At 65.1% G+C, this 18246-nt stretch carries 21 protein-coding genes; 11 read left to right on the top strand and 10 right to left on the bottom strand.

Annotation, left to right across the window (positions count from 1 at the left end):
- Positions 1–7: 7 nt before the first annotated feature.
- From T31B1_RS20065 to T31B1_RS03985, 5 genes are all read right to left on the bottom strand, one after another.
- Positions 8–268 carry a TraR/DksA C4-type zinc finger protein gene (locus T31B1_RS20065; protein ID WP_502950913.1) on the bottom strand — a complete coding sequence of 87 codons (261 nt, stop codon included), beginning with the start codon at positions 266–268 and terminating at the stop codon, positions 8–10.
- A gap of 21 nt (positions 269–289) precedes the next feature.
- On the bottom strand, positions 290–415 hold the full coding sequence (locus T31B1_RS20060; protein WP_502950912.1) for a hypothetical protein: 126 nt from the start codon (positions 413–415) through the stop codon (positions 290–292).
- Between the two features lie 97 nt (positions 416–512).
- Positions 513–1331, bottom strand: a complete 819-nt coding sequence (locus T31B1_RS03995; RefSeq protein ID WP_353248163.1) for a ZIP family metal transporter — start codon at positions 1329–1331, stop codon at positions 513–515.
- 2 nt (positions 1332–1333) lie between these two features.
- The gene (locus T31B1_RS03990; RefSeq protein ID WP_353248162.1) at positions 1334–3511 is read right to left on the bottom strand and encodes a TonB-dependent receptor; all 2178 of its coding nucleotides are present in this window, start codon (positions 3509–3511) and stop codon (positions 1334–1336) included.
- 104 nt (positions 3512–3615) lie between these two features.
- Entirely contained in the window at positions 3616–4221 is a 606-nt protein-coding gene (locus T31B1_RS03985; protein WP_353248161.1) for a TetR/AcrR family transcriptional regulator, read from the bottom strand.
- Between the two features lie 188 nt (positions 4222–4409).
- Between T31B1_RS03985 and T31B1_RS03980 the strand changes: the two genes are divergently transcribed.
- The 6 genes from T31B1_RS03980 (at position 4410) to fur (ending at position 8282) form a co-directional block, all read left to right on the top strand.
- Positions 4410–4745, top strand: a complete 336-nt coding sequence (locus T31B1_RS03980; protein ID WP_353248160.1) for a DMT family transporter — start codon at positions 4410–4412, stop codon at positions 4743–4745.
- Positions 4742–5059 carry a DMT family transporter gene (locus tag T31B1_RS03975; RefSeq protein ID WP_353248159.1) on the top strand — a complete coding sequence of 106 codons (318 nt, stop codon included), beginning with the start codon at positions 4742–4744 and terminating at the stop codon, positions 5057–5059. The genes T31B1_RS03980 and T31B1_RS03975 overlap by 4 nt, the downstream gene beginning before the upstream one ends.
- A gap of 217 nt (positions 5060–5276) precedes the next feature.
- Positions 5277–5531: a Trm112 family protein gene (locus T31B1_RS03970; RefSeq protein WP_353248158.1), complete on the top strand. Its 255-nt coding sequence runs from the start codon at positions 5277–5279 to the stop codon at positions 5529–5531.
- Positions 5528–6379: a 6-carboxytetrahydropterin synthase gene (locus tag T31B1_RS03965; RefSeq protein WP_353248157.1), complete on the top strand. Its 852-nt coding sequence runs from the start codon at positions 5528–5530 to the stop codon at positions 6377–6379. The genes T31B1_RS03970 and T31B1_RS03965 overlap by 4 nt, the downstream gene beginning before the upstream one ends.
- 58 nt (positions 6380–6437) lie before the next feature.
- Positions 6438–7772 carry a dihydroorotase gene (locus tag T31B1_RS03960; protein WP_353248156.1) on the top strand — a complete coding sequence of 445 codons (1335 nt, stop codon included), beginning with the start codon at positions 6438–6440 and terminating at the stop codon, positions 7770–7772.
- A gap of 72 nt (positions 7773–7844) precedes the next feature.
- Entirely contained in the window at positions 7845–8282 is a 438-nt protein-coding gene (fur, locus tag T31B1_RS03955; RefSeq protein ID WP_353248155.1) for a ferric iron uptake transcriptional regulator, read from the top strand.
- A 10-nt stretch (positions 8283–8292) separates the two neighbouring features.
- On the opposite strand, the gene T31B1_RS03950 is transcribed toward fur, so the two are convergent.
- On the bottom strand, positions 8293–9198 hold the full coding sequence (locus T31B1_RS03950) for a LysR family transcriptional regulator (protein WP_353248154.1): 906 nt from the start codon (positions 9196–9198) through the stop codon (positions 8293–8295).
- A 134-nt stretch (positions 9199–9332) separates the two neighbouring features.
- Here T31B1_RS03950 and T31B1_RS03945 point away from each other — a divergent pair, with 134 nt between their 5' ends.
- The 5 genes from T31B1_RS03945 to sat all read left to right on the top strand — a co-directional run bounded on the left by T31B1_RS03945 (position 9333) and on the right by sat (position 15309).
- Positions 9333–10304, top strand: coding sequence for a TAXI family TRAP transporter solute-binding subunit (locus T31B1_RS03945; RefSeq protein ID WP_353248153.1), 972 nt, complete (start codon positions 9333–9335; stop codon positions 10302–10304).
- Between the two features lie 16 nt (positions 10305–10320).
- Positions 10321–12234 carry a TRAP transporter permease gene (locus T31B1_RS03940; protein ID WP_353248152.1) on the top strand — a complete coding sequence of 638 codons (1914 nt, stop codon included), beginning with the start codon at positions 10321–10323 and terminating at the stop codon, positions 12232–12234.
- Entirely contained in the window at positions 12231–13625 is a 1395-nt protein-coding gene (locus tag T31B1_RS03935) for an acyclic terpene utilization AtuA family protein (RefSeq protein ID WP_353248151.1), read from the top strand. The genes T31B1_RS03940 and T31B1_RS03935 overlap by 4 nt, the downstream gene beginning before the upstream one ends.
- Positions 13618–13977, top strand: coding sequence for an AtuA-related protein (locus T31B1_RS03930; RefSeq protein ID WP_353248150.1), 360 nt, complete (start codon positions 13618–13620; stop codon positions 13975–13977). Before T31B1_RS03935 ends, T31B1_RS03930 begins: the two co-directional genes overlap by 8 nt.
- Positions 13978–14124: 147 nt before the next feature.
- Positions 14125–15309 carry a sulfate adenylyltransferase gene (gene sat / locus T31B1_RS03925; RefSeq protein WP_353248149.1) on the top strand — a complete coding sequence of 395 codons (1185 nt, stop codon included), beginning with the start codon at positions 14125–14127 and terminating at the stop codon, positions 15307–15309.
- Between the two features lie 89 nt (positions 15310–15398).
- Here sat and sorU read toward each other — a convergent pair whose 3' ends face one another.
- The 4 genes from sorU to T31B1_RS03905 all read right to left on the bottom strand — a co-directional run bounded on the left by sorU (position 15399) and on the right by T31B1_RS03905 (position 18208).
- Positions 15399–15731 (bottom strand): SorU family sulfite dehydrogenase c-type cytochrome subunit, encoded by a 333-nt coding sequence (sorU, locus tag T31B1_RS03920; RefSeq protein WP_353248148.1) that lies wholly within the window; start codon positions 15729–15731, stop codon positions 15399–15401.
- Positions 15731–17023: a SorT family sulfite dehydrogenase catalytic subunit gene (gene sorT, locus T31B1_RS03915; protein WP_353248147.1), complete on the bottom strand. Its 1293-nt coding sequence runs from the start codon at positions 17021–17023 to the stop codon at positions 15731–15733. The genes sorU and sorT overlap by 1 nt, the downstream gene beginning before the upstream one ends.
- 619 nt (positions 17024–17642) lie before the next feature.
- Complete coding sequence (locus T31B1_RS03910; protein ID WP_353248146.1) at positions 17643–17858, bottom strand: acetyltransferase; 216 nt, start codon at positions 17856–17858, stop codon at positions 17643–17645.
- The gene (locus tag T31B1_RS03905; RefSeq protein WP_353248145.1) at positions 17855–18208 is read right to left on the bottom strand and encodes a DUF488 domain-containing protein; all 354 of its coding nucleotides are present in this window, start codon (positions 18206–18208) and stop codon (positions 17855–17857) included. Before T31B1_RS03905 ends, T31B1_RS03910 begins: the two co-directional genes overlap by 4 nt.
- Between the last annotated feature and the right edge of the window lie 38 nt (positions 18209–18246).

Genomic DNA, 18246 nt, shown 5'->3' with positions numbered 1-18246 from the left:
CAGAAAATCAGCGGCCGCCGCGAAAGGCGCGCTCGCGGGTCTCGGCGTCGGTCTTGACATCGGCACAGGTCGTGGCGGTAGGCCGGGCGAGCAAACGTGGAATACCGATCGCCTCGCCGGATACCTCGCACCAGCCGTAGTCGCCGTCACGAATCGCCCGCAGCGATGAATCGATCTTGTGGCGCAATCGGGCTTCGCGATCGCGCAGGCGCAGGTCCAGCCAGCGGGATTCCTCTGCCATCGCCCGGTCGCCAGGGTCGGCGAACACGCTGTTGTCGTTCAGGCGGACTCAAATATCACGCTCGCGATCGAGCACTTCGACGCGCTGCGCCAGCAGACGATCGCGGAAGAACCGCAGTTGCGCATCGTTCATGTAATCGTCGTCGGACATCGCCCGCAGTTCGTCTTCGTTCATCGCTTTTTATAAAACGTTATAACGTAACAATTCTAATCGCTGATTCGATTGCTGGCAACGGCCGACGACACGTCCGGGCCGCTAGGCGGGCGGACCTTCAGCCGAAAGCGATCCGCAACAGCATCATCAACGCCATACCTGCGCCCACCGGCAGCCAGATTCGCCAACCGGGCGTATCAACCGCCGCATTGACGGCCCCTTCCAAAGCAACGCATTCCAGGCCGACGTGCAGAAAAATGCCTGCGGCCAGCCCCTGACACACCGCGCCGATCGCGGCCGAGGGCGGCAGCACAGTGGTGGCCATGGCGACCGGCACGGCCACCACCCCCACCGCACAGGCGGGCAACGCGATGCCGGCCAGCGCGCCACCCTGGGCACGCAGGCGTCGGGCAATGGCATACCCGGCCGGCAGTTTGTGCGCGACGATGACCGTGCCCAGCCATAGCCCGAGCTCGGGCATCTGTCCGTAGAGCATGCCGATGACCACGCCGGCGCCGGCCGAATGCACGGTCAGCGCGATCAAGCTGGATTCACCCAGTGCGCCCGGCCGCCAGGCACGTTCGCGACAGGCACGATGTAATGCGTGGCCGAACAATAGACCCAGCGCCACGCCGAGACCCGCCAGCGGCGGGTCCAGTGCGATGGCCGCCGGCAGGAGCAGGATACAGGCCGCCGCGATCATCGCTCCGCCAGCCACACCGTCGAGGGCCTGCCACGCCGCACTCGCGCCGGTCGCGCGATAACCGAGCACGGCACCGGCGGTCATCGCGCCGAAGGCGGTCAGTGCAATGAGGGCGACCTTGTCATAACCGGCCAGCGCACCGAATGCCACGACGCAGAAGAAGATGAGCCCGACCGCGTGGCCGGCGCCGCGCCCGAGCGGGTCGGCCGCGGCACCCGAACCGGTATGATCCATCACTAGCCCCCGAACGGCACGCGTGCGGTCAGGCGGATATCACGGCCCGGCGACAACGCATAGCCCTTATAGGTATCCAGGAAACCACGGTAGTCCTCGTCCAGAAGGTTGTTGATCGCAACATCCAGATGCACGGTCTGGCCGGCGATTTGAGGCGAAAACCCGGCGCCGACGTCGACCAGGTAATAGCTGTCGGTAGACGCGCTCCCGAACGGCGCATCGTCGAACTGGGCGAACGGCTCGCCGGGCGCGGCGTCCTTTGAGGCGTAGTAGCTCAGCTTGACCGAGGCCCGCGGATCGCGCAGCCACCCCTCGCTGGCGGGGGTGAAACGTGCCCCGAGACTGACGTTGTCGGCTGGCAGCAGCGGCAGTTCGTCGCCGTTGTCTCGGCGTTCGCCATCGACCGTCTCGCCGGTCAGGGACAGAGTGACGGCATCACTGACATCGGCTTCGATCGACAACTCGGCGCCGATGAGCCGGGCGTCGGTCTGGTCGTTGGCCAGCACCGGCAGGCCGGCCATCGTTTCGCCGGTATCGCGCAGGAAGATGTAGTTATCGATCGCATTGCGATAGACCGTGGCCTTGGCGCGCAGCGCCTCCGAGGCCCAGCGCAGCGACAGATCGGTATTCAGCGAGGTCTCTTCCTCGAGGTTGGGGTCGCCCACCTGGAATGCCGCGACGCCGCCATGCTGACCTGCTGCATACAATTCGAACAGGCTCGGTGCACGGAAACCGCGCCCGACGTTGGCCGCGACGGACAGTCGCTCGGTCAGGCTGTAGATACCGCCCAGCGAGCCGGTGACCACATCGTAGGATTGCTTGTCGGCATCGACCACGCTGGGTGACGGATTGGCCGTCTTGGACGCCTTGCCCTCGACCTCGTGGTGGTCGTAGCGCAGCCCGGCCTGCAGCAGCAGATCGCCGATGCCCTTTTCCTCGAACGCGAAGATCGCGGCGTTGTCGACCGTGCCACCCGGCGACAGCTGGGTGGTCCCGCGTGACTCCTGATCCTTGGTGACGTATTCGATACCCACGGTGCCGCCGTCCAGACCAAGCACCGGACCGTGCTGGCCTTCCAGGCGCGCGGTGTATTGATCGAATTCGATATCGATCGCGTTATCGAACCCGGCCACGCGCGGCGTGCCGGGGGCATTCGAGCGGCGACGATTGTTCTGCCAGACGAGCTTGGGCTTCCAGGTGATGCCGCCGGCTTCTTTCTCGCCCGCCAGTTCGATCTGTTCGTTGTCGATGAACTGGCCGACGCCTTCCTCGCCGGCCGCGGGCGGCAGGTTGCCGGCCGGTGGCGGCAGCAGGAAGTTGTGTTCGTCGTTGAAACGCGAATAGCGCGCGGTCCACACACCGCCGTCGTCGTCACGATAGCCCAGCGCGAAGTCGCCGTTGACCTGATTGAAATCCGTATAGCCGAGTTTGCCGGTATAGGCCGGCGCGTCCCGGAACTGTTCAGCCGGCGGTGGCGGAAAATAGGTTGGCTCGTCCGGGGTTTCGATATCGCCCGCGCTGCGACGGATGATGCCGGCCGAATAACCGAATCGGCCGTTGCCGCCGGTGGCCTTGATGCCGGTATCCCACTGGTCGTTGTTGGTGGAATAACGGGTGAGCGTTTCGCCTTCGACCGGGGTATCCCAAGCGATCTCCGGCGGCAGCAGGTTGATCGCGCCACCCAGCGCGCTGGAGCCGTAGAGTACGCTCGAGGCCCCGCGTACGACCTCGACACGATCGAGCAGGAACGTATCAACGGTGGGCATATGCCGCACACCGAACTGCTGGTGGTCCACGCCCACACCGTCGGACAGAAGCTTGATGCGCTCGCCGGACAGCCCGCGGATGACCGGCTTGCCGACGCTGTTGCCCGTGCTGATCGAATTCACCCCGGCCAGGTCGTCCAGCGCTTCGCCGAGATTGGTCGCGCCCTTGGCCTCGATAGCGTCGGACTCGACCACATCGACATCGGCGGCCTGCGATAACGGGCTCCCCGGCAGCGGCGCGCCGGTGACCGAGATCGGCCCGAGCCCTCGCGTGTCGTCGACGCCCGCCAGCGACAAAGGCTGTGCCGCCTCAGAGGCCGACGACGGCTGCGACCAGGCGGGCGCGAAGCCGCCGAGCGTCAGCAAGACTACACAGGAGCCAGCCGCGGGCAGGCTCAAACCACATTTGGACATGCTTTCCCCAACAAAATACGGATTCGACACGCCGAAGCGTGAGAAATATATGTTATATCGTTACATTTTGTACATCAACCATCCGCGCTGGGCGGCACGCCCGCTCAATCCGGCGTGTGGCTCACCCCGCGCCAGAACACCCGCCAGGCAGACGCTAGACGGCGTGTGTACTCGGCGCGCGAGTAGATGAAGCGCTCGCTATAGAGCCCGTCCATGAGGCAATAAAAAGCGTCCAGGAACACACGCTCGTCAGCCGAACGCCAATGCCCCTCGGTCACGCCCTGGGCATGAAGCGCGCGCAGGGCGGTATCGATTCGCGCCTCGCTGCGGTCGTTGACCGCACGGACCTCGTCGGCCAGCGCATCCGGCGGAAACAGCAAACAGCGCTTGTAGAACGCGCCGCTGTCCTCGGTGAATATGAAATCACTCAGGTCGGTGATCAGCCGATACAACCGCTCGTTTAGCGCCGCGCCGGCGGTGGCGGACAAGCTCGCATCCTGCACCGCGAAGAACTGTGCCTCGACCTGATCGACCAGCGCCAGATAGAGCCCTTCCTTGTGTTGGATATGGTTGTACAGCGACGGCTTGCGGATACCGACCGCGTCGGCGATCTGAGCGAGCGTGGTGGCCTCATAGCCTTGACGGGCAAACAGCGCGAGTGCGGCGTTCTGTATGCGCGCAGCGGTCGGGCGGACAGCGGATTCGATCATCCGCCTATTCTAAGGAGTTGCGAACCCCGGTGTCGTGGCCGCGGTGCACTGGTGAATCGAAGACTAGCCGTCACCCGACCCAAGACCGCGCCGGTCGGCCGCCGCGATCCGGGTATCAGGGGTTGAGAAGCAGTACATCATCGCTATACTAACGACCGTTAGTTCGTTTCAGGCACGAGAGTTTTCCCATGCGTCACTGGATATGGTTGCTGGCCGCAGCCAGCGCTGAAGTCGGCTGGGTCGCCGGATTGAAGACCGCGCACAGCGGCCTTGGCTGGCTGGCGACGGTTGTATGTATCGCGGCCAGCTTCGGCCTCGCGTTGCGGGCCGCCCGCCACATGCCGGCCACCACCGTGTACGTGATATTTGTCGGACTCGGCGCAGCCGGCACCGTTGTGCTCGATCGCCTCGTGTTCGCAGCCCCCGTCCATGCGCCGGCGCTCGGCTTTCTTGCGCTTCTGCTGGCCGGTGTGGTCGGTCTCAAGCTGCTATCCGTCGGGCCGAGCCGACAGGGTTCGTCATGAACTGGCTCATGCTGATCCTGGCCGGTGGGCTGGAAGTTGTCGGCGTGATCGGGTTCGAGCGCCTGACCCAGCGCCGTATCGCCAGCGGCCTGCCGCTGGCGGTGGCGGGGTTCGGCCTTGCGCTGTTTTGTCTGTATCACGCCATGACCACGATTCCCATGGGCGTTGCCTACGGCGTGTTCACCGGCATCGGCGCGGTCGGCAGCACGGTGATCGGCATCCTCTTCTGGGGCGACTCGCCGCGCCCTGCGCGGCTGGCCTGTATCGCGGCGATCGTGGTCGCGGTCGTCGGGCTCAAGGCCACGGTCGGGTGAGGCGCGCGAGCACCGACAGCGAACGAGCGACGCAGCCGCCCCTCCCCTCGTCGGCAGTGGCGCATGCGCCGTGCGCAATCGGCCCGTCCACTGGGCGATCGCAGCCGCGCGCCGCCTGGCAAACGCTCCGGCGCACTGCGCCATCGCCGGCACGTCGCTCGCACCAAACCTCGACACGCCCTAGAATCGGCTACGCCATTCGTCAATCAGGCCCGTCGTGGACAAGAAGCTGCTCGATATTCTCGTCTGTCCGGTGACCGGCGCGCCGGTCACGCTGGCCGATGCCGAACTGCTTGCGCAGGCCAATCGCCGGATCGCCGCAGGCGATCTCCGTCATAGCGACGGCAGTCCGGTCGAGGATGCGCTTAGCGGCGCACTCGTCACCCGCGACGGCGGCACGCTCTATGCGATACACGATGGCATTCCGATGATGCTGCCCGAACGCGGCATCGAGTGGTCGCCGGCCGCGTGAGCGGCGAGCCACTCACGCTTTTCGTCGATCACGTCACCCATATCGACTGTGGCGTTCTCGACCCCGATACCGGCCTGGGCGGACGTACCTGGCTGGTGGATGCCGAGCTCACCGGACGCCGCGACGACAGCGGCATGCTGTTCGACTTCGGCCCGGCCAAACGGTTGCTCAAACGCGAGATCGATGCCCTGCTCGATCATCGTCTGTTGGTTCCGGCCCGTGCGTCGGGGCTGACGTGCCACGGCAACGGCAACGGCCTGAGTTTCGTATGCCGGGCCGGCAACAGGCTGGATTATGCCGGACCACCCAGCGGCATGGCCGCAATCGATGCCGAGCATATTGACAGCGCCGGTCTGACCGCCTGGCTGACCCCACGGGTGGCGGCCGCCCTGCCGGCTCATATCGACCGTCTGCGTCTCACACTTCGGCCCGAGCGCATTGACGGGGCGAGCTACCACTACTGTCACGGGCTGAAAAACCACGACGGCGATTGTCAGCGCATGGGCCATGGCCATCGCTGCCGCCTGGCCGTGGAAATGGACGGCCGCGACCGGCCCGATCTGGCACGCAGCTGGGCCGATCGCTGGCAGGGTGTGTTCATCGGCCAGCGCGAGGACCGCGTCGACATCGCCCCCGACGGGCGCCAGCACTTTGCCTATTCCGCACCGCAGGGTCGGTTCTCGATGCGGCTGGCCGCCGAGCGCTGCGTATTGCTGGACGGCCCGCCGACGGTCGAGAATATCGCCGATCATATTGCCGGCGAACTGGCGGCCGCCCACCCGGGCCACGCGCTGCGGGTACGCGCCTACGAAGGGGTCGGCAAGGGGGCCATCGCCACGCGCGGCTGAACGAGCCCATCCGAAAGCGCTAAAATGGCGGCCCACTCGAACACGGTGCGCCCCGCTCATGTCCAGCTATCTCATCACCAACGCCCGTCTGGTCAACGAAGGCGAGCGACGTGAAGCCGATCTGCTGATCGACAACGGCCGTATTGCCAAGATCGCGCCTTCGATCGAAGCCCCCGCGGGCGCGCAGGTCATCGACGCGGCCGGACGCTTTCTTCTGCCAGGCATGATCGACGATCAGGTCCATTTCCGTGAGCCGGGGCTGACCGACAAGGCCGATATCGCCAGCGAATCCCGGGCGGCGGTGGCCGGCGGCATCACCAGCTTCATGGATATGCCCAACGTCAAGCCGCCGACCATCGACAACGACGCACTCGCCGCCAAGCTGGCGATGGCCAAGGGGCGTTCGGCGGCCAACTACGGCTTCCACTTCGGCGCCACCAACGACAACATCGAACAGATCAAGCGGCTGGATACGCGGCTGGCCGCCGGTGTGAAGATCTTCATGGGCGCCTCCACCGGCAAGATGCTGGTCGACGACGACACCGCCCTGGACCAGATTTTCGAACATTCGCCGCTGACGGTGCTGACCCACTGCGAAGATACGCCCATGATCGAGGCCAACGCTGCCAGAGCACGCGAACAGTTCGGCGATGACGTGCCCATGAGTCAGCACCCGGTGATCCGCTCGCGCGAAGCCTGCTATGCCTCGTCGGCAAAGGCGATCGCACTGGCCAAAACCCACGGCACACGGTTGCATATCCTGCATATCACCACCGCCGACGAGCTCGATCAGTTCGCCGCGGGCCCCATGGCGAACAAGCAGATCACCGCCGAAGCCTGTGTGCATCACCTGTTCTTCACCGAAGCCGACTACGCCGATCGCGGCACGCTCATCAAATGCAATCCGGCGATCAAGTCGGCGGCTGATCGGGATGCGCTGTTGAAAGCCGTGGGCGACGACATCATCGACGTACTGGCCACCGATCATGCACCCCATCAACTGCGTGAAAAGCACAACCTCTATTTCGATGCCCCGGCCGGGCTGCCACTGGTCCAGCACGCGCTGGTATCGCTGCTCGATCATGTCCGCGCGGGTCATTTCACGCTCGAACAGCTGGTGACCAAGACCGCCCACAACGCGGCCGATCGCTTCGGCGTGGCTGATCGGGGCTATATCCGGGAAGGCTACTGGGCCGACCTGGTGCTGGTGGACACCCACGCCGACAGCGTGGTCGACGACGAACCGGTGATCGCCAAGTGCGGCTGGACACCGTTCGCCGGACATACGTTCAAAAGCCGTGTCGTCAGCACGTTCGTGTCTGGTCAACTGGCCTATCATGAAGGTAAACTTAGCCAAGGCTGTACCGGCGAAGCGCTGACCTATCGTCGGTGAGCCGGGCTGACTCATTCAGCGCCGCGGCGGTCGAGATGCATCGAACCGCCGGCATACTCGAGGTGTCGATCCATGCAAACCAGTGATCTGCGCAAGGCCGGGCTCAAAGCGACGCTGCCGCGTCTGAAAATCCTGGAAGTCCTCCAGCGCAACAAGCAGGATCATCTGTCGGCCGAGGATGTCTACCGGCTGCTGATGGACGACGAGGAAGATATCGGCCTGGCCACGATCTATCGCGTTCTGTCCCAGTTCGAGGACGCTGGCCTGGTCATCCGCCACCACTTCGAGGACGGCCATGCCCTGTTCGAGCTCGAACAGGGGCCGCACGATCATCTGATCTGCGTGAAGTGCGGCAAGATCGAGGAGTTCTTCGACGACGAGATGCAGCAGCGCCAGCGCGATGTCGCCCAGAAATCCGGCTTCGACCTGTCCAAGCACACGCTCGTGCTCTACGGCGAATGCCAGACGGCCAACTGCGAAAACGATACCGGCAAGAAAAAGCCCTCCTGAGGGTCTTGATCTAGCCGGCGCTGCGCTCCAGCTCGCCGGCTTCACGCACCAGCTCCAGCATGGCCGACGCGGCCGCCGATAACGGATCGCGACGCCGCAGAATCACGCCCAGGCGCCGTGCAACCGTGGGCTCGACCAGCGGCCGATGTCCGAGCCCACGGCTCGATATCTGACGGAAGCTCAGTGCCGGCAGCACCCCGATGCCCGCTCCGGAGGCCACGATCCGCCCCACCGTGGCAATCTGGCTGACCTCGCAGACGATATCCAGCGTCTGGCCGACCTGCCCGACGGTACGGTCGATATCACGACGCGAACTCGACAGCCGGCTGATGCCGATGAACGGCCAGTCGGCCAGCTGTGCCCACGCGACGGTGGCTTGTTCGAGCAGCGGGTGGCCGACCGGACAGACCGCGACGTAGTGGTCTTCGAGCAGCGGCTCGAACGACAGCAGATCGGTAGCCGCAGGGGGCACGGTCAGGCCCATGTCGGCCCGACCCTCGCGCACCATCTGATCGACCTCCTCGCCGAGCGCATCATGCAAAGCCAGATTGATCCGCGGATAGCGATCCCGGAGGGTGGCGACAAGGCCCGGCAGCAGGCCGGCGGCAAGCGTCGGCAACGCGGCGATGGTGACCTTGCCGCGCTGCTTGGAGAACAGCTCGCCGAGATCCTCGAACGCTTCGGCCCAGTCGTTGAGTAGCCGCGAGGCGACCGGCAGGAAGGTTTCGCCCTCCGGGGTAAGCGACAGCTGGCGCGACGTGCGGGCGAACAAGGGGCCGCCGACCGTGCTCTCCAGCTTACGGATGGCGATGCTCAAGGCCGGCTGCGACAGGTGCACACGCTCGCCGGCCTCGGCCAGACTGCGCGCCTGAGCGACGGCCACGAACGCCTGCAACTGCTTGATACTGGGATTCACTTTTACAATTTAAAACAAAACATAAAAAGTATTCAATATACAAAATTCGTTGGCCGCGCGAGGCTGTCTGCCGGGCCTTGCACAGACAAGGCCGGACATAAATACAAGGGCCGGCGAGCCCAGAGGAGATTCCCATGCAGAAGCGATTCATCGCCCTGGCCGCGCTCGTGCTCGCGGCCATCCTGACCAGCGGCTACGCCCAGGCCCAGACCCGCCTGCTGATCGGCTCGACGTCCAGCTCGTCGAGCCACTACGCATACTTCGTCTCGGTCAATCAGATCATCAACCAGTATGTCGACGGCGTGAGTTCGTCGGTGGTCGAGACCGGCGCGACCGTCGACAACCTGCGTCGACTGAGTCGCAACCAGATCGATCTCGGTCTGGTGACCACCAACACCGGTTACCACGCCTATGAGGGCACCGGCGAGTTCAAGGGCCGAGCGATCGACAGCCGGCTGTTGTGGGTCTATACGGTGGCCCCCCAGAACGTGGTCATGCGCAAAGATGCCAATGTCGACACCCTGGCCGGGCTGGACGGCGTCCGTCTGAACCCGGGCATCACCGGCTCGGCGACCGAGAGCACCACCGAGGCCGTACTGGCCGCTCTGGGGATCGAGCCGGACTACGTCCGCGGCTCGACCACCGACGTGGTCAGCTCGATCAAGGACGGCCGTATTGCCGGTTACGTGAAGTCCGGCGTGGGCAACCAGCTCGATGGCTCGACGCTGGATATCTCGACCTTCACCCCGATCCGGGTGCTGTCGCTCAACGACGATCAGGCCAAGACGTTGCGCAGCGAGATGCCGGACGTGGCCGTGGTCGACGTGCCGGAGAACAAGGCCAACAATCTGCCCCCGTATCGCACCTGGGCCTTCGGTGTGGCCGTGCATGCCAGCCCCGACATGGACGAGGAAACCGCCTATCGCATCGTCAAGGCGGTCATGGAGCATACCGATGCCCAGGCCAACGCCTTTGCCGCGATCAAGGGTACCGACATGGCACAGACCACGCTGGATGTCGGCAGCGTGCCCCTGGCTGCCGGCGCGGCCCGTTATTACCGCGAACAGGGCATGACCATTCCGGACGCTCTCAAGCCCGTCGAATAGACGCCTTACCACCGACATGCGCGATACGCTGACCAAACTGCTGGCGCTGGCGCTAGGCGGGCTGATCGTCTACACCTCGGCGGTCGGCCCGTTCGAAAGCCTCATGCAGCGATCGATCTTCCTGGCGCTGGTGTTGCTGCTGGGCCTGACGATCTATCCGCTGGGCGGGGCCACGCGCTGGCGCACGGCAGGCGCGGTCGTGGACGCCGCGCTGGCCGTGGGCATCGTCGCGGCCTGCGGTTACGTGGCCATGAACCACGAACGTATTCTCACCGAGCTACCCTGGGCCAGCCCGCGCGACATGGTGCTGACGTCCGTTCTGGTCATCGCCATTCTGGATCTGTCACGGCGCGCGATCGGTGTGATCTTTCCGGTGATGGTGCTGATCGGTCTGGCCTACGCATTCTTCGGCGCCTATATCCCGGGGCCGCTCGGCCACCGCGGTTTCGGCCCGGCGTTCGTCACCGAGACACTCTATCTCGGCGACCTGGGCATCTGGGGCATGCTCGTGGGCGTGGCCGCCACGACGATCGCTGCGTTCGTGCTGTTCGGCAGCCTGCTGCTGCATACCGGCGGCGGCCAGGCGTTCATGGATCTGGCCCTGCGAGTGAGCGGCCGTTCGCCCGGCGGCGCTGCCAAGGTCGCCACCGTGGCATCGGGGCTGTTCGGCATGGTCAGCGGCAGCGCGGTGGCCAATGTGGCCACCACCGGCAATTTCACCATCCCGATGATGAAACGGCTGAACTACCCGGCGCCGTTTGCGGCCGGGGTCGAAGCCGTGGCTTCGACAGGCGGGCAGATCGCGCCGCCGATTCTCGGCGCGGCCGCCTTCATCATGGCCGAGATCCTCGGCGAGAGTTATGTGCGTATTGCCCTGGCCGCGCTGCTGCCGGCGATTCTGTTCTATCTCGGGGTGTTCCTGACCATCCACATGGTCGCGCGCCGCCGCCAGCTGCGGGTGGTCCCGGCCGAGGAGATGCCGGCCTGGAGCCACGTGCTCAAACCGGCCCGCATCATACCGATCCTGGCTGCCCTCGGCGGGCTGTTCTACGGCGTGCTCACGGGCCGCTCCATTCAGACGGCCGCCTTCTTCGGCGTAGTCATGACCGTCGTCTCCTATACGTTGTTCGCGTTGGCCGCCGGCATCGGCCCGCGCCAGATCGCGGCCCGGCTGCTCGACGGACTGACCGACGCCGGCAAGGGCATGGTGATCATCGGCGTACTTCTGGCCGGCGCCCAGATTCTCGTGGCGATGATCGGCATGACCGGCATCGGCGTGACCCTGGCGGGGCTGATCGTGGATCTCGGCGGCCAGTCGCTGTTTCTGGTGTCGCTGATCGTCGGCGGTGTCTGCCTGATTCTCGGCATGGGCATTCCCACCACCGCCGCTTACGTGCTGGTGGCCTCGGTGCTGGCCCCGGCGCTCACCCAGATCGGAGTGGAGCCGTTGATCGCGCACCTGTTCGTGTTTTATTTCGCCACGCTTTCGGTGATCACTCCACCGGTGTGCGTGGCGGTGTTCGTCGGCTCGGGTATCGCCCAGACGAACTGGCTACCCGCCGCTGGCGAAGCCGTGCGCCTGGCCGCGGCGATCTATGTCATACCGTTTCTGCTGCTGATTTATCCGGCGCTGGCGGGTTTCGGCAGCTGGCCCCATATCGTGCTGGCCAGCGCCCAGGGCGTGATGTTCGTGATCGCGTTCTCGGCGCTGATGTCGCGCGTGGCCGTCACCGGGCACCGCATCGCCGACGTACTCGCCCTGGCGATCGTGGTGATATTGGCCCTGACGCCCGGCTGGCTGACCACCACCGGGGCCGCGTTGCTGCTGATCGGCCTGTACGGCTACCACCGGCGCCGCCCGGTCGCCGACCGTACCAGCGAAGCGAAGGCTCGATCGGTCGGCACAACGACCCACGGATCGCGTCCATGAGTTTTCTCCTGGGTAGTGGCGCCGGCTTTTCCGGTGACCGGACCGATGCGGCCGGACCGGTGGTGGCCGAACTCATTCGGCGCGGCAGCCCGAGCGCGCTTATTTTCGAAACGCTCGGCGAGCGCACGCTGGCAGCCGCTCATCGCGCCATGCGTGACAATCCCGACGCGGGCTACGAACCTCTGCTCGATGAGCTCATGCGGCCGATCCTGGCGGACTGCCTGGACAACGACATCGCCGTGCTGAGCAACCTCGGCGCCGCCAACCCGCTGGGGGCCTGTCGGCGCGTGGCCGCGATCGCAGAGGAGCTGGGCTATCGAGAGGCACGTATCGCACGGGTCCAGGGCGACGATATTCTCGATCGGCTGACACGACTCGACCTTGCGCCGTGGGAAACCGAGAGTTCGCAATTGCCCGATCCACGGACGTTGATCTCGGCGAATGTGTATCTTGGCGCCGCACCGCTGGCCGAGGCGCTGGCCGACCAGGCTCAGATCGTGATCAGCGGCCGCGTGGCCGACCCCGCGCTGTTCCTGGCGCCGCTCGTTCACCACTTCGGCTGGGCCTGGGACGACTGGGACCGGCTGGCCGCCGGCATGATGGCCGGCCATCTCGGCGAGTGCGGCGCCCAGGTCACCGGCGGGTATTTTTCCGATCCAGGCTACAAGGACGTGCCGGGCATGGCCTGGCTGGGCTACCCGATCATCGAGGTCGAGGCCGACGGGCACCTGATCATCACCAAGCCCCCAGGCACGGGCGGCCAGGTCACCGAACAGACGGTCAAGGAACAGCTGCTCTACGAGGTCCACGACCCGGGGCACTACCTGACGCCGGATGTGGTGGTCGATCTCAGTGCAGCCACGGTCACCCAGTGCGGGCCGGATCGCGTGGCCGTGACCGGCATACGCGGCAAACCGGCCCCGGACCGGCTCAAGACGACGGTGTGCTACGACGGCGGCTACCAGAGCGAGGCCGAGATTTCCTATGCCGGGCCCAATGCCCTGGCCCGGGCCCGACAGGCCGCGGCCGTGCTGCGCGCCCGTCTGGCATTCCGTGCGCCGGCCGATCTGCGCAGCCGTCTGGACATCATCGGTGCGATCAGCGTATTCGACGACGACGAAAGCACGCTCGGCGGCGCCGGTCAGGCGCCGGCCGACGGCGACTACCGGCTGCGTCTGGCCGTCGAGCATGGCCAGCGCCGCTGGGTCGAGCGCGCCACCCAGGAACTGCTGGCACTGTATTGCGCCGGGCCGGCTGGCGGCGGGGGCGTACGCCGCAGTTTCCAGCGCCGGGTGTGCACCGCGTCCTATCTGGTACGGCGCGAGGACGTCGACGCCTTCGCCACCCGACTCACCCCGCAGACCGAGCATCTCGACCGTAGCCATGCCTGAACCCGATGACCAGCACGTGATCGTACGCCTGCACGAGCTGGCTCATGCACGCGCCGGCGATAAAGGTAATCGTCTGAACCTGGCCGTGTTCGCCTATCGAGACGCCTGGTACGACACGCTGATCGAGCAGGTTACCGAACAGCGCGTGGCGGCATGGTTCGCCCATCGCGGCGCCACGGCCGTGCGCCGTTATCCATTGCCCCGTCTGGCCGGCATGAATCTCGTGCTCGACGAGGTCCTGCAGGGCGGCGTCAACGGCGCGCTCAACCTCGACGGCCACGGCAAGACCCTGTCCTTCCGGCTGCTCGAGCTGGATATCGTCATCGACCGCACACTGCTGGACGATCGCTGATCCGCTCGCGCGCAGAGCGCGGCCACGCCCGGCCGGCACGCCTTTTACGTTAGAATCGGGCGCCATCAGCACAGTACCCGATCATTCCGGCCGTGACGACAACGGCCGCCGGGGCTTTTTTCGGTTTTCAATGCAGGCGCAGTTTCGATGATCAAACCGCACGGTTCCGACACGCTCAATCCGCTTTTTGTCGCCGACGATAAGGTTCGCGAGCAGCTGGTCCAGGAAGGCCACGAGTTGCCGGCACTGACCGTCAGTTCTGCGGCCGCGGCAAACTGCGTCATGCTCGGCGCGGGCTATTTCAACCCGTTGTCCGGTTTCATGAGCAAGGCCGATGCACTGTCGGTCGGTGCCCGGCTGGAAACCACCGACGGCCTGTTCTGGCCGGTGCCCATCGTCAACATCGTCGACGATATCGAACCCATCAAGGGCGCGGCCCGTATCGCCCTGAAGGACCCGAACGTACCGGGCACCCCGGTCATCGCCGTCCAGGACATCGAAGGCATCGATGAAATCAGCGATGACGAAATGGCCACGCTCACCGGCCAGGTATTCGGCACCAACGACCCGGAACACCCGGGCGTCGCGACCTTCAACGGCATGGGCCGCTATATCGTGCACGGGCCGATTCAGGTGCTGAACTTCAGCTACTTCGAGAAAGATTTTCCGGACACCTTCCGTACCGCAGGCTCGATCCGCGAGGAGTTCGCAGAACGCGGCTGGGACAAAGTCGTGGCCTTCCAGACCCGCAACCCCATGCATCGTGCCCACGAGGAACTGTGCAAGATGGCGCTCGAGGCCACCGGCGCCGATGGCATCCTCATTCACATGCTGCTCGGCAAACTCAAGCCCGGCGATATTCCGGCTAACGTGCGCGACGCAGCCATCCGCAAGATGGTCGATGTCTACTTTCCGGAAAACTCGGTAATGATCACCGGCTACGGCTTCGACATGCTCTATGCCGGCCCCCGAGAGGCGGTACTGCATGCGGTGTTCCGTCAGAACGCCGGCTGCAGCTATCTCATCGTGGGACGCGACCACGCCGGCGTGGGCGATTTCTACGGCCCGTTCGATGCACAGACGATCTTCGACACACAGGTACCCGACGGTGCACTCGATATCGAGATCTTCGCCGCCGACCATACTGCGTTCTCGAAGAAACTCGGCAAGGTGGTGATGATGCGCGACGTGCCGGACCACACCAAAGACGACTTCGTGATCCTGTCGGGCACCAAGGTGCGCGAGATGCTCGGTAATGGCACCGCCCCGCCGCCCGAGTTCTCGCGTCCCGAGGTCGCCGAGATCTTGATGGACTACTATCAGAGCAAATAACGCCGCGAGGCGCGTGCCGATAAGAAAAAAGCCCGCATCGATCGTCCGATGCGGGCTTTTTTATCTGGTCTTGTCTGACGGTCGCGACTTCAACCGCCGCCGGTGGCCTGCGAGACGTAGTCCGCCACCGCGCGCCGCTGGGCGTCACTCAACGCATCCTTGTACGGCGGCATGGCGCCGACGCCGCCGGTCACCGCCTTGTACACCCGATCACGGCTCGGCTTGAGATCATCCAGATTGGGGCCTATCTGTCCTTGGCTGCCGGCATCCGATAGCGTGTGGCAGACGGTACAAGACGGCTTGGCCTGCTCGGTGAATATCTTCTTGCCGCTAGCCGCGTCTTCGGCCAGCGCCGTCGCCGACATGGCCAGCAGTATCGCAGCGGCCGAACCGCACAGGCGAATGGTGTGGCTCCTGCACATCAGCCGACCTCGACCATCAGCGCATGGTCGCGCCAGCTATTGTTTCCGTAGCCGCGCTCGTTTTCCTGCCGTGCCTCCGGCTGACGCTCACCCGAGGCACTGGTCGCGCGGCTGGCCAGACGATGCGTGCCCGCGGGCAGGTTCGTTTCCAGTGCAAACGTACGCCAGGCATAGGGCCCCATATCCGGGCCGATGAGTTCGGCGGTCTCCCAGGTCTTGCCGCCATCGATCGAGACGTCGACAGACTCCACGGCCTCGTTGCCGCCGAACGCCACGCCGTGAATCACTTGCCGTCCAGATTTCACGGGCAGCGACTCGTCGGCGCCCGGCCCGGTGATCCACGACTTCACGTTCATATCCCACATCGACGGCTGATCCGGTGCGCCAGACACCCCGATCGGCCGGATGCGATAGCTTGTCTGCTGAATCTTGGCCGTACTTTCAGCGCTCGTCAGCGCCACGCGTTTGACGTATTTGACGTTATTGCAGCCATAGTAGCCCGGCACGATCACCCGAAGCGGCCCGCCATGGGCGAGCGGGATGGGCGCGCCGTTCATCTCCCAGGCGAGAAGGACGTCGTCGAGTCCCTTGTCGACTGGAATCGAACGCTCGACCTGTACCAGATCGGGGTCCAGCCCTTCGGGCAGCGCCTCACCGCCGGTGCTGGTAACGAACTTCACCCCATCGACCGGTCCACCGAGTGCTTCGACGACCGTCTTGAGCGGCACACCGCTCCAGATGACGTTCCCGGCCGCGCCGGTACGCCATTGTGAGCCGCTGGTTTCATGCGCGAAAAAGCCGCGCCCGTTGCCCGAGCACTGCAATACCATCGCCACCGATGTCAGACCCATGGTCTTGAGTTCGGCCACACTCAGCGTACGCGGCTGCTCGACGCCTTCGACCGTCAGTTCCCATGCGTTGGGGTCGGCGACGATACGGGCATCGGGTACGGGCAGATTGTTGCGAACATACAGACGGTTAGCCGGAGTGATGCCACTGCTGCCGAACGCGCTGCGCTTGCTCTCCAGGGTGATCGGGCTGCGCCCGTGTAGCACGAACGCATCGGCCTCTTTCCAGCGCACCGCTTCAGGCAACTCGGCCTGGGCCGGGTCGCTCTTGGCCGCGCCGCCGGCCGTGGCGGCCAATGCGGCCCCGCCGGTGGCGCCATAGGCGACCAGCCCACCCCCGATGCCCAGCGTATGGGTGAGAAAACGCCGCCGTGAAGGCGCAACCGGTGCGGACGGCGAATCGAAGGCATCGCCACGTGCCGGGTGTTTTCTCTGATCGCTCATTGTCGTGTCTCCTCAAGGCACACCGATCGATCGTGACGGATCGATGTCTCGTTGCGTATGTTCTGCAGGGGCCGTACTTGGGACGCTGTGCCCAGCGGCAACACGTGTCAATAAACAGCACTTTGTGCCGCATGTCAAAACAATCTGGAGGATACTTGTGTCTGGACCGAAGAACGGCCTTCGACGTATCCGCCACGCACCGTGAAACATGCCGAACACGTCTTGCAGCAGGGCGATCCCGTGAGTCGCGCGTCGTCGATCGACTGTGGAGAATGGGCCAAGGGCCACCCGCACCGAGGTGATGCGGATTCACAGCCGCCCGTCAGGATTCCAGCCGGGCGATATCGCGGCCAACGCAGGCGATGCGTCTATCCGCTACAGGGTCGATGTCTGCTTGCCGCCATGATTCGCTGATGATGGCCGGCTACGGCTTTGACATACTTCATTCCGGATTCGCAAAAGCATTCCTGTATGCGATATTGCGTCAGGACGCCGGTGGCCGATTTCTCGGCGTCGGCGGCCGCCAATTCGGCGCGGGCATTGTATTCGGCCCGTCCACCGGCCAGACAACACTCGACACTCAGCGACCCGACGGCACGACACCAGGGCCGGCCCGTGTTCAGTCCTCGGACGCGGTTGAGGGTGGCTCGTGGGAGACGATTGGATCGGCGAGCAGGGCATCCAGGTTCAGTTCCTGTACCGCACCCACGGCTGCCTCGAACGCGCCCTCGCCGCACAGACCGGCTATCGCTGCCTGCTCGTGCCCGGCAAGCAATGCGCTTAGGCAGGCCTCGCGCACTCGCTCGGCCAACTGACGTGGCGTCTCGTCGTTCATGACCGTTGTTCCAGATAACGCGCGAGCACTACGGCATGGTTGTACTCGGTATCGCGGGCTGCGAACAATAGCGTGACCTGCCCGTCCCTCGCCCGAGCCCGGAGCGCGTCGGCCGGCGCCGGGTCGCAGTCGGCCAGCTCCTCCAGATAAGCCCGACGAAAGCCTGTCCAGCGCTGGCGATCGTGCCCGAACCATCGGCGCAATCGCGTGGACGGCGCCAGCACACGAGCCCACTCGTCGAGCGCCGCGTCTTGCTTGGCGATCCCGCGCGGCCAGATACGATCGACCAACACGCGATAGCCATCGTCGGCGATCAGCGGGTCGTAGATTCGCTTGATCTTGATCGTCACAACGGATTGACCGCCCGACGACATCGCGCCCGGCGAGC

Origin of the sequence: Salinisphaera sp. T31B1, from assembly GCF_040361275.1 — a bacterium.
In the GTDB taxonomy this organism is placed as follows: Bacteria; Pseudomonadota; Gammaproteobacteria; order Nevskiales; family Salinisphaeraceae; genus Salinisphaera.
This window is presented reverse-complemented; position numbering and strand designations above follow the sequence as displayed.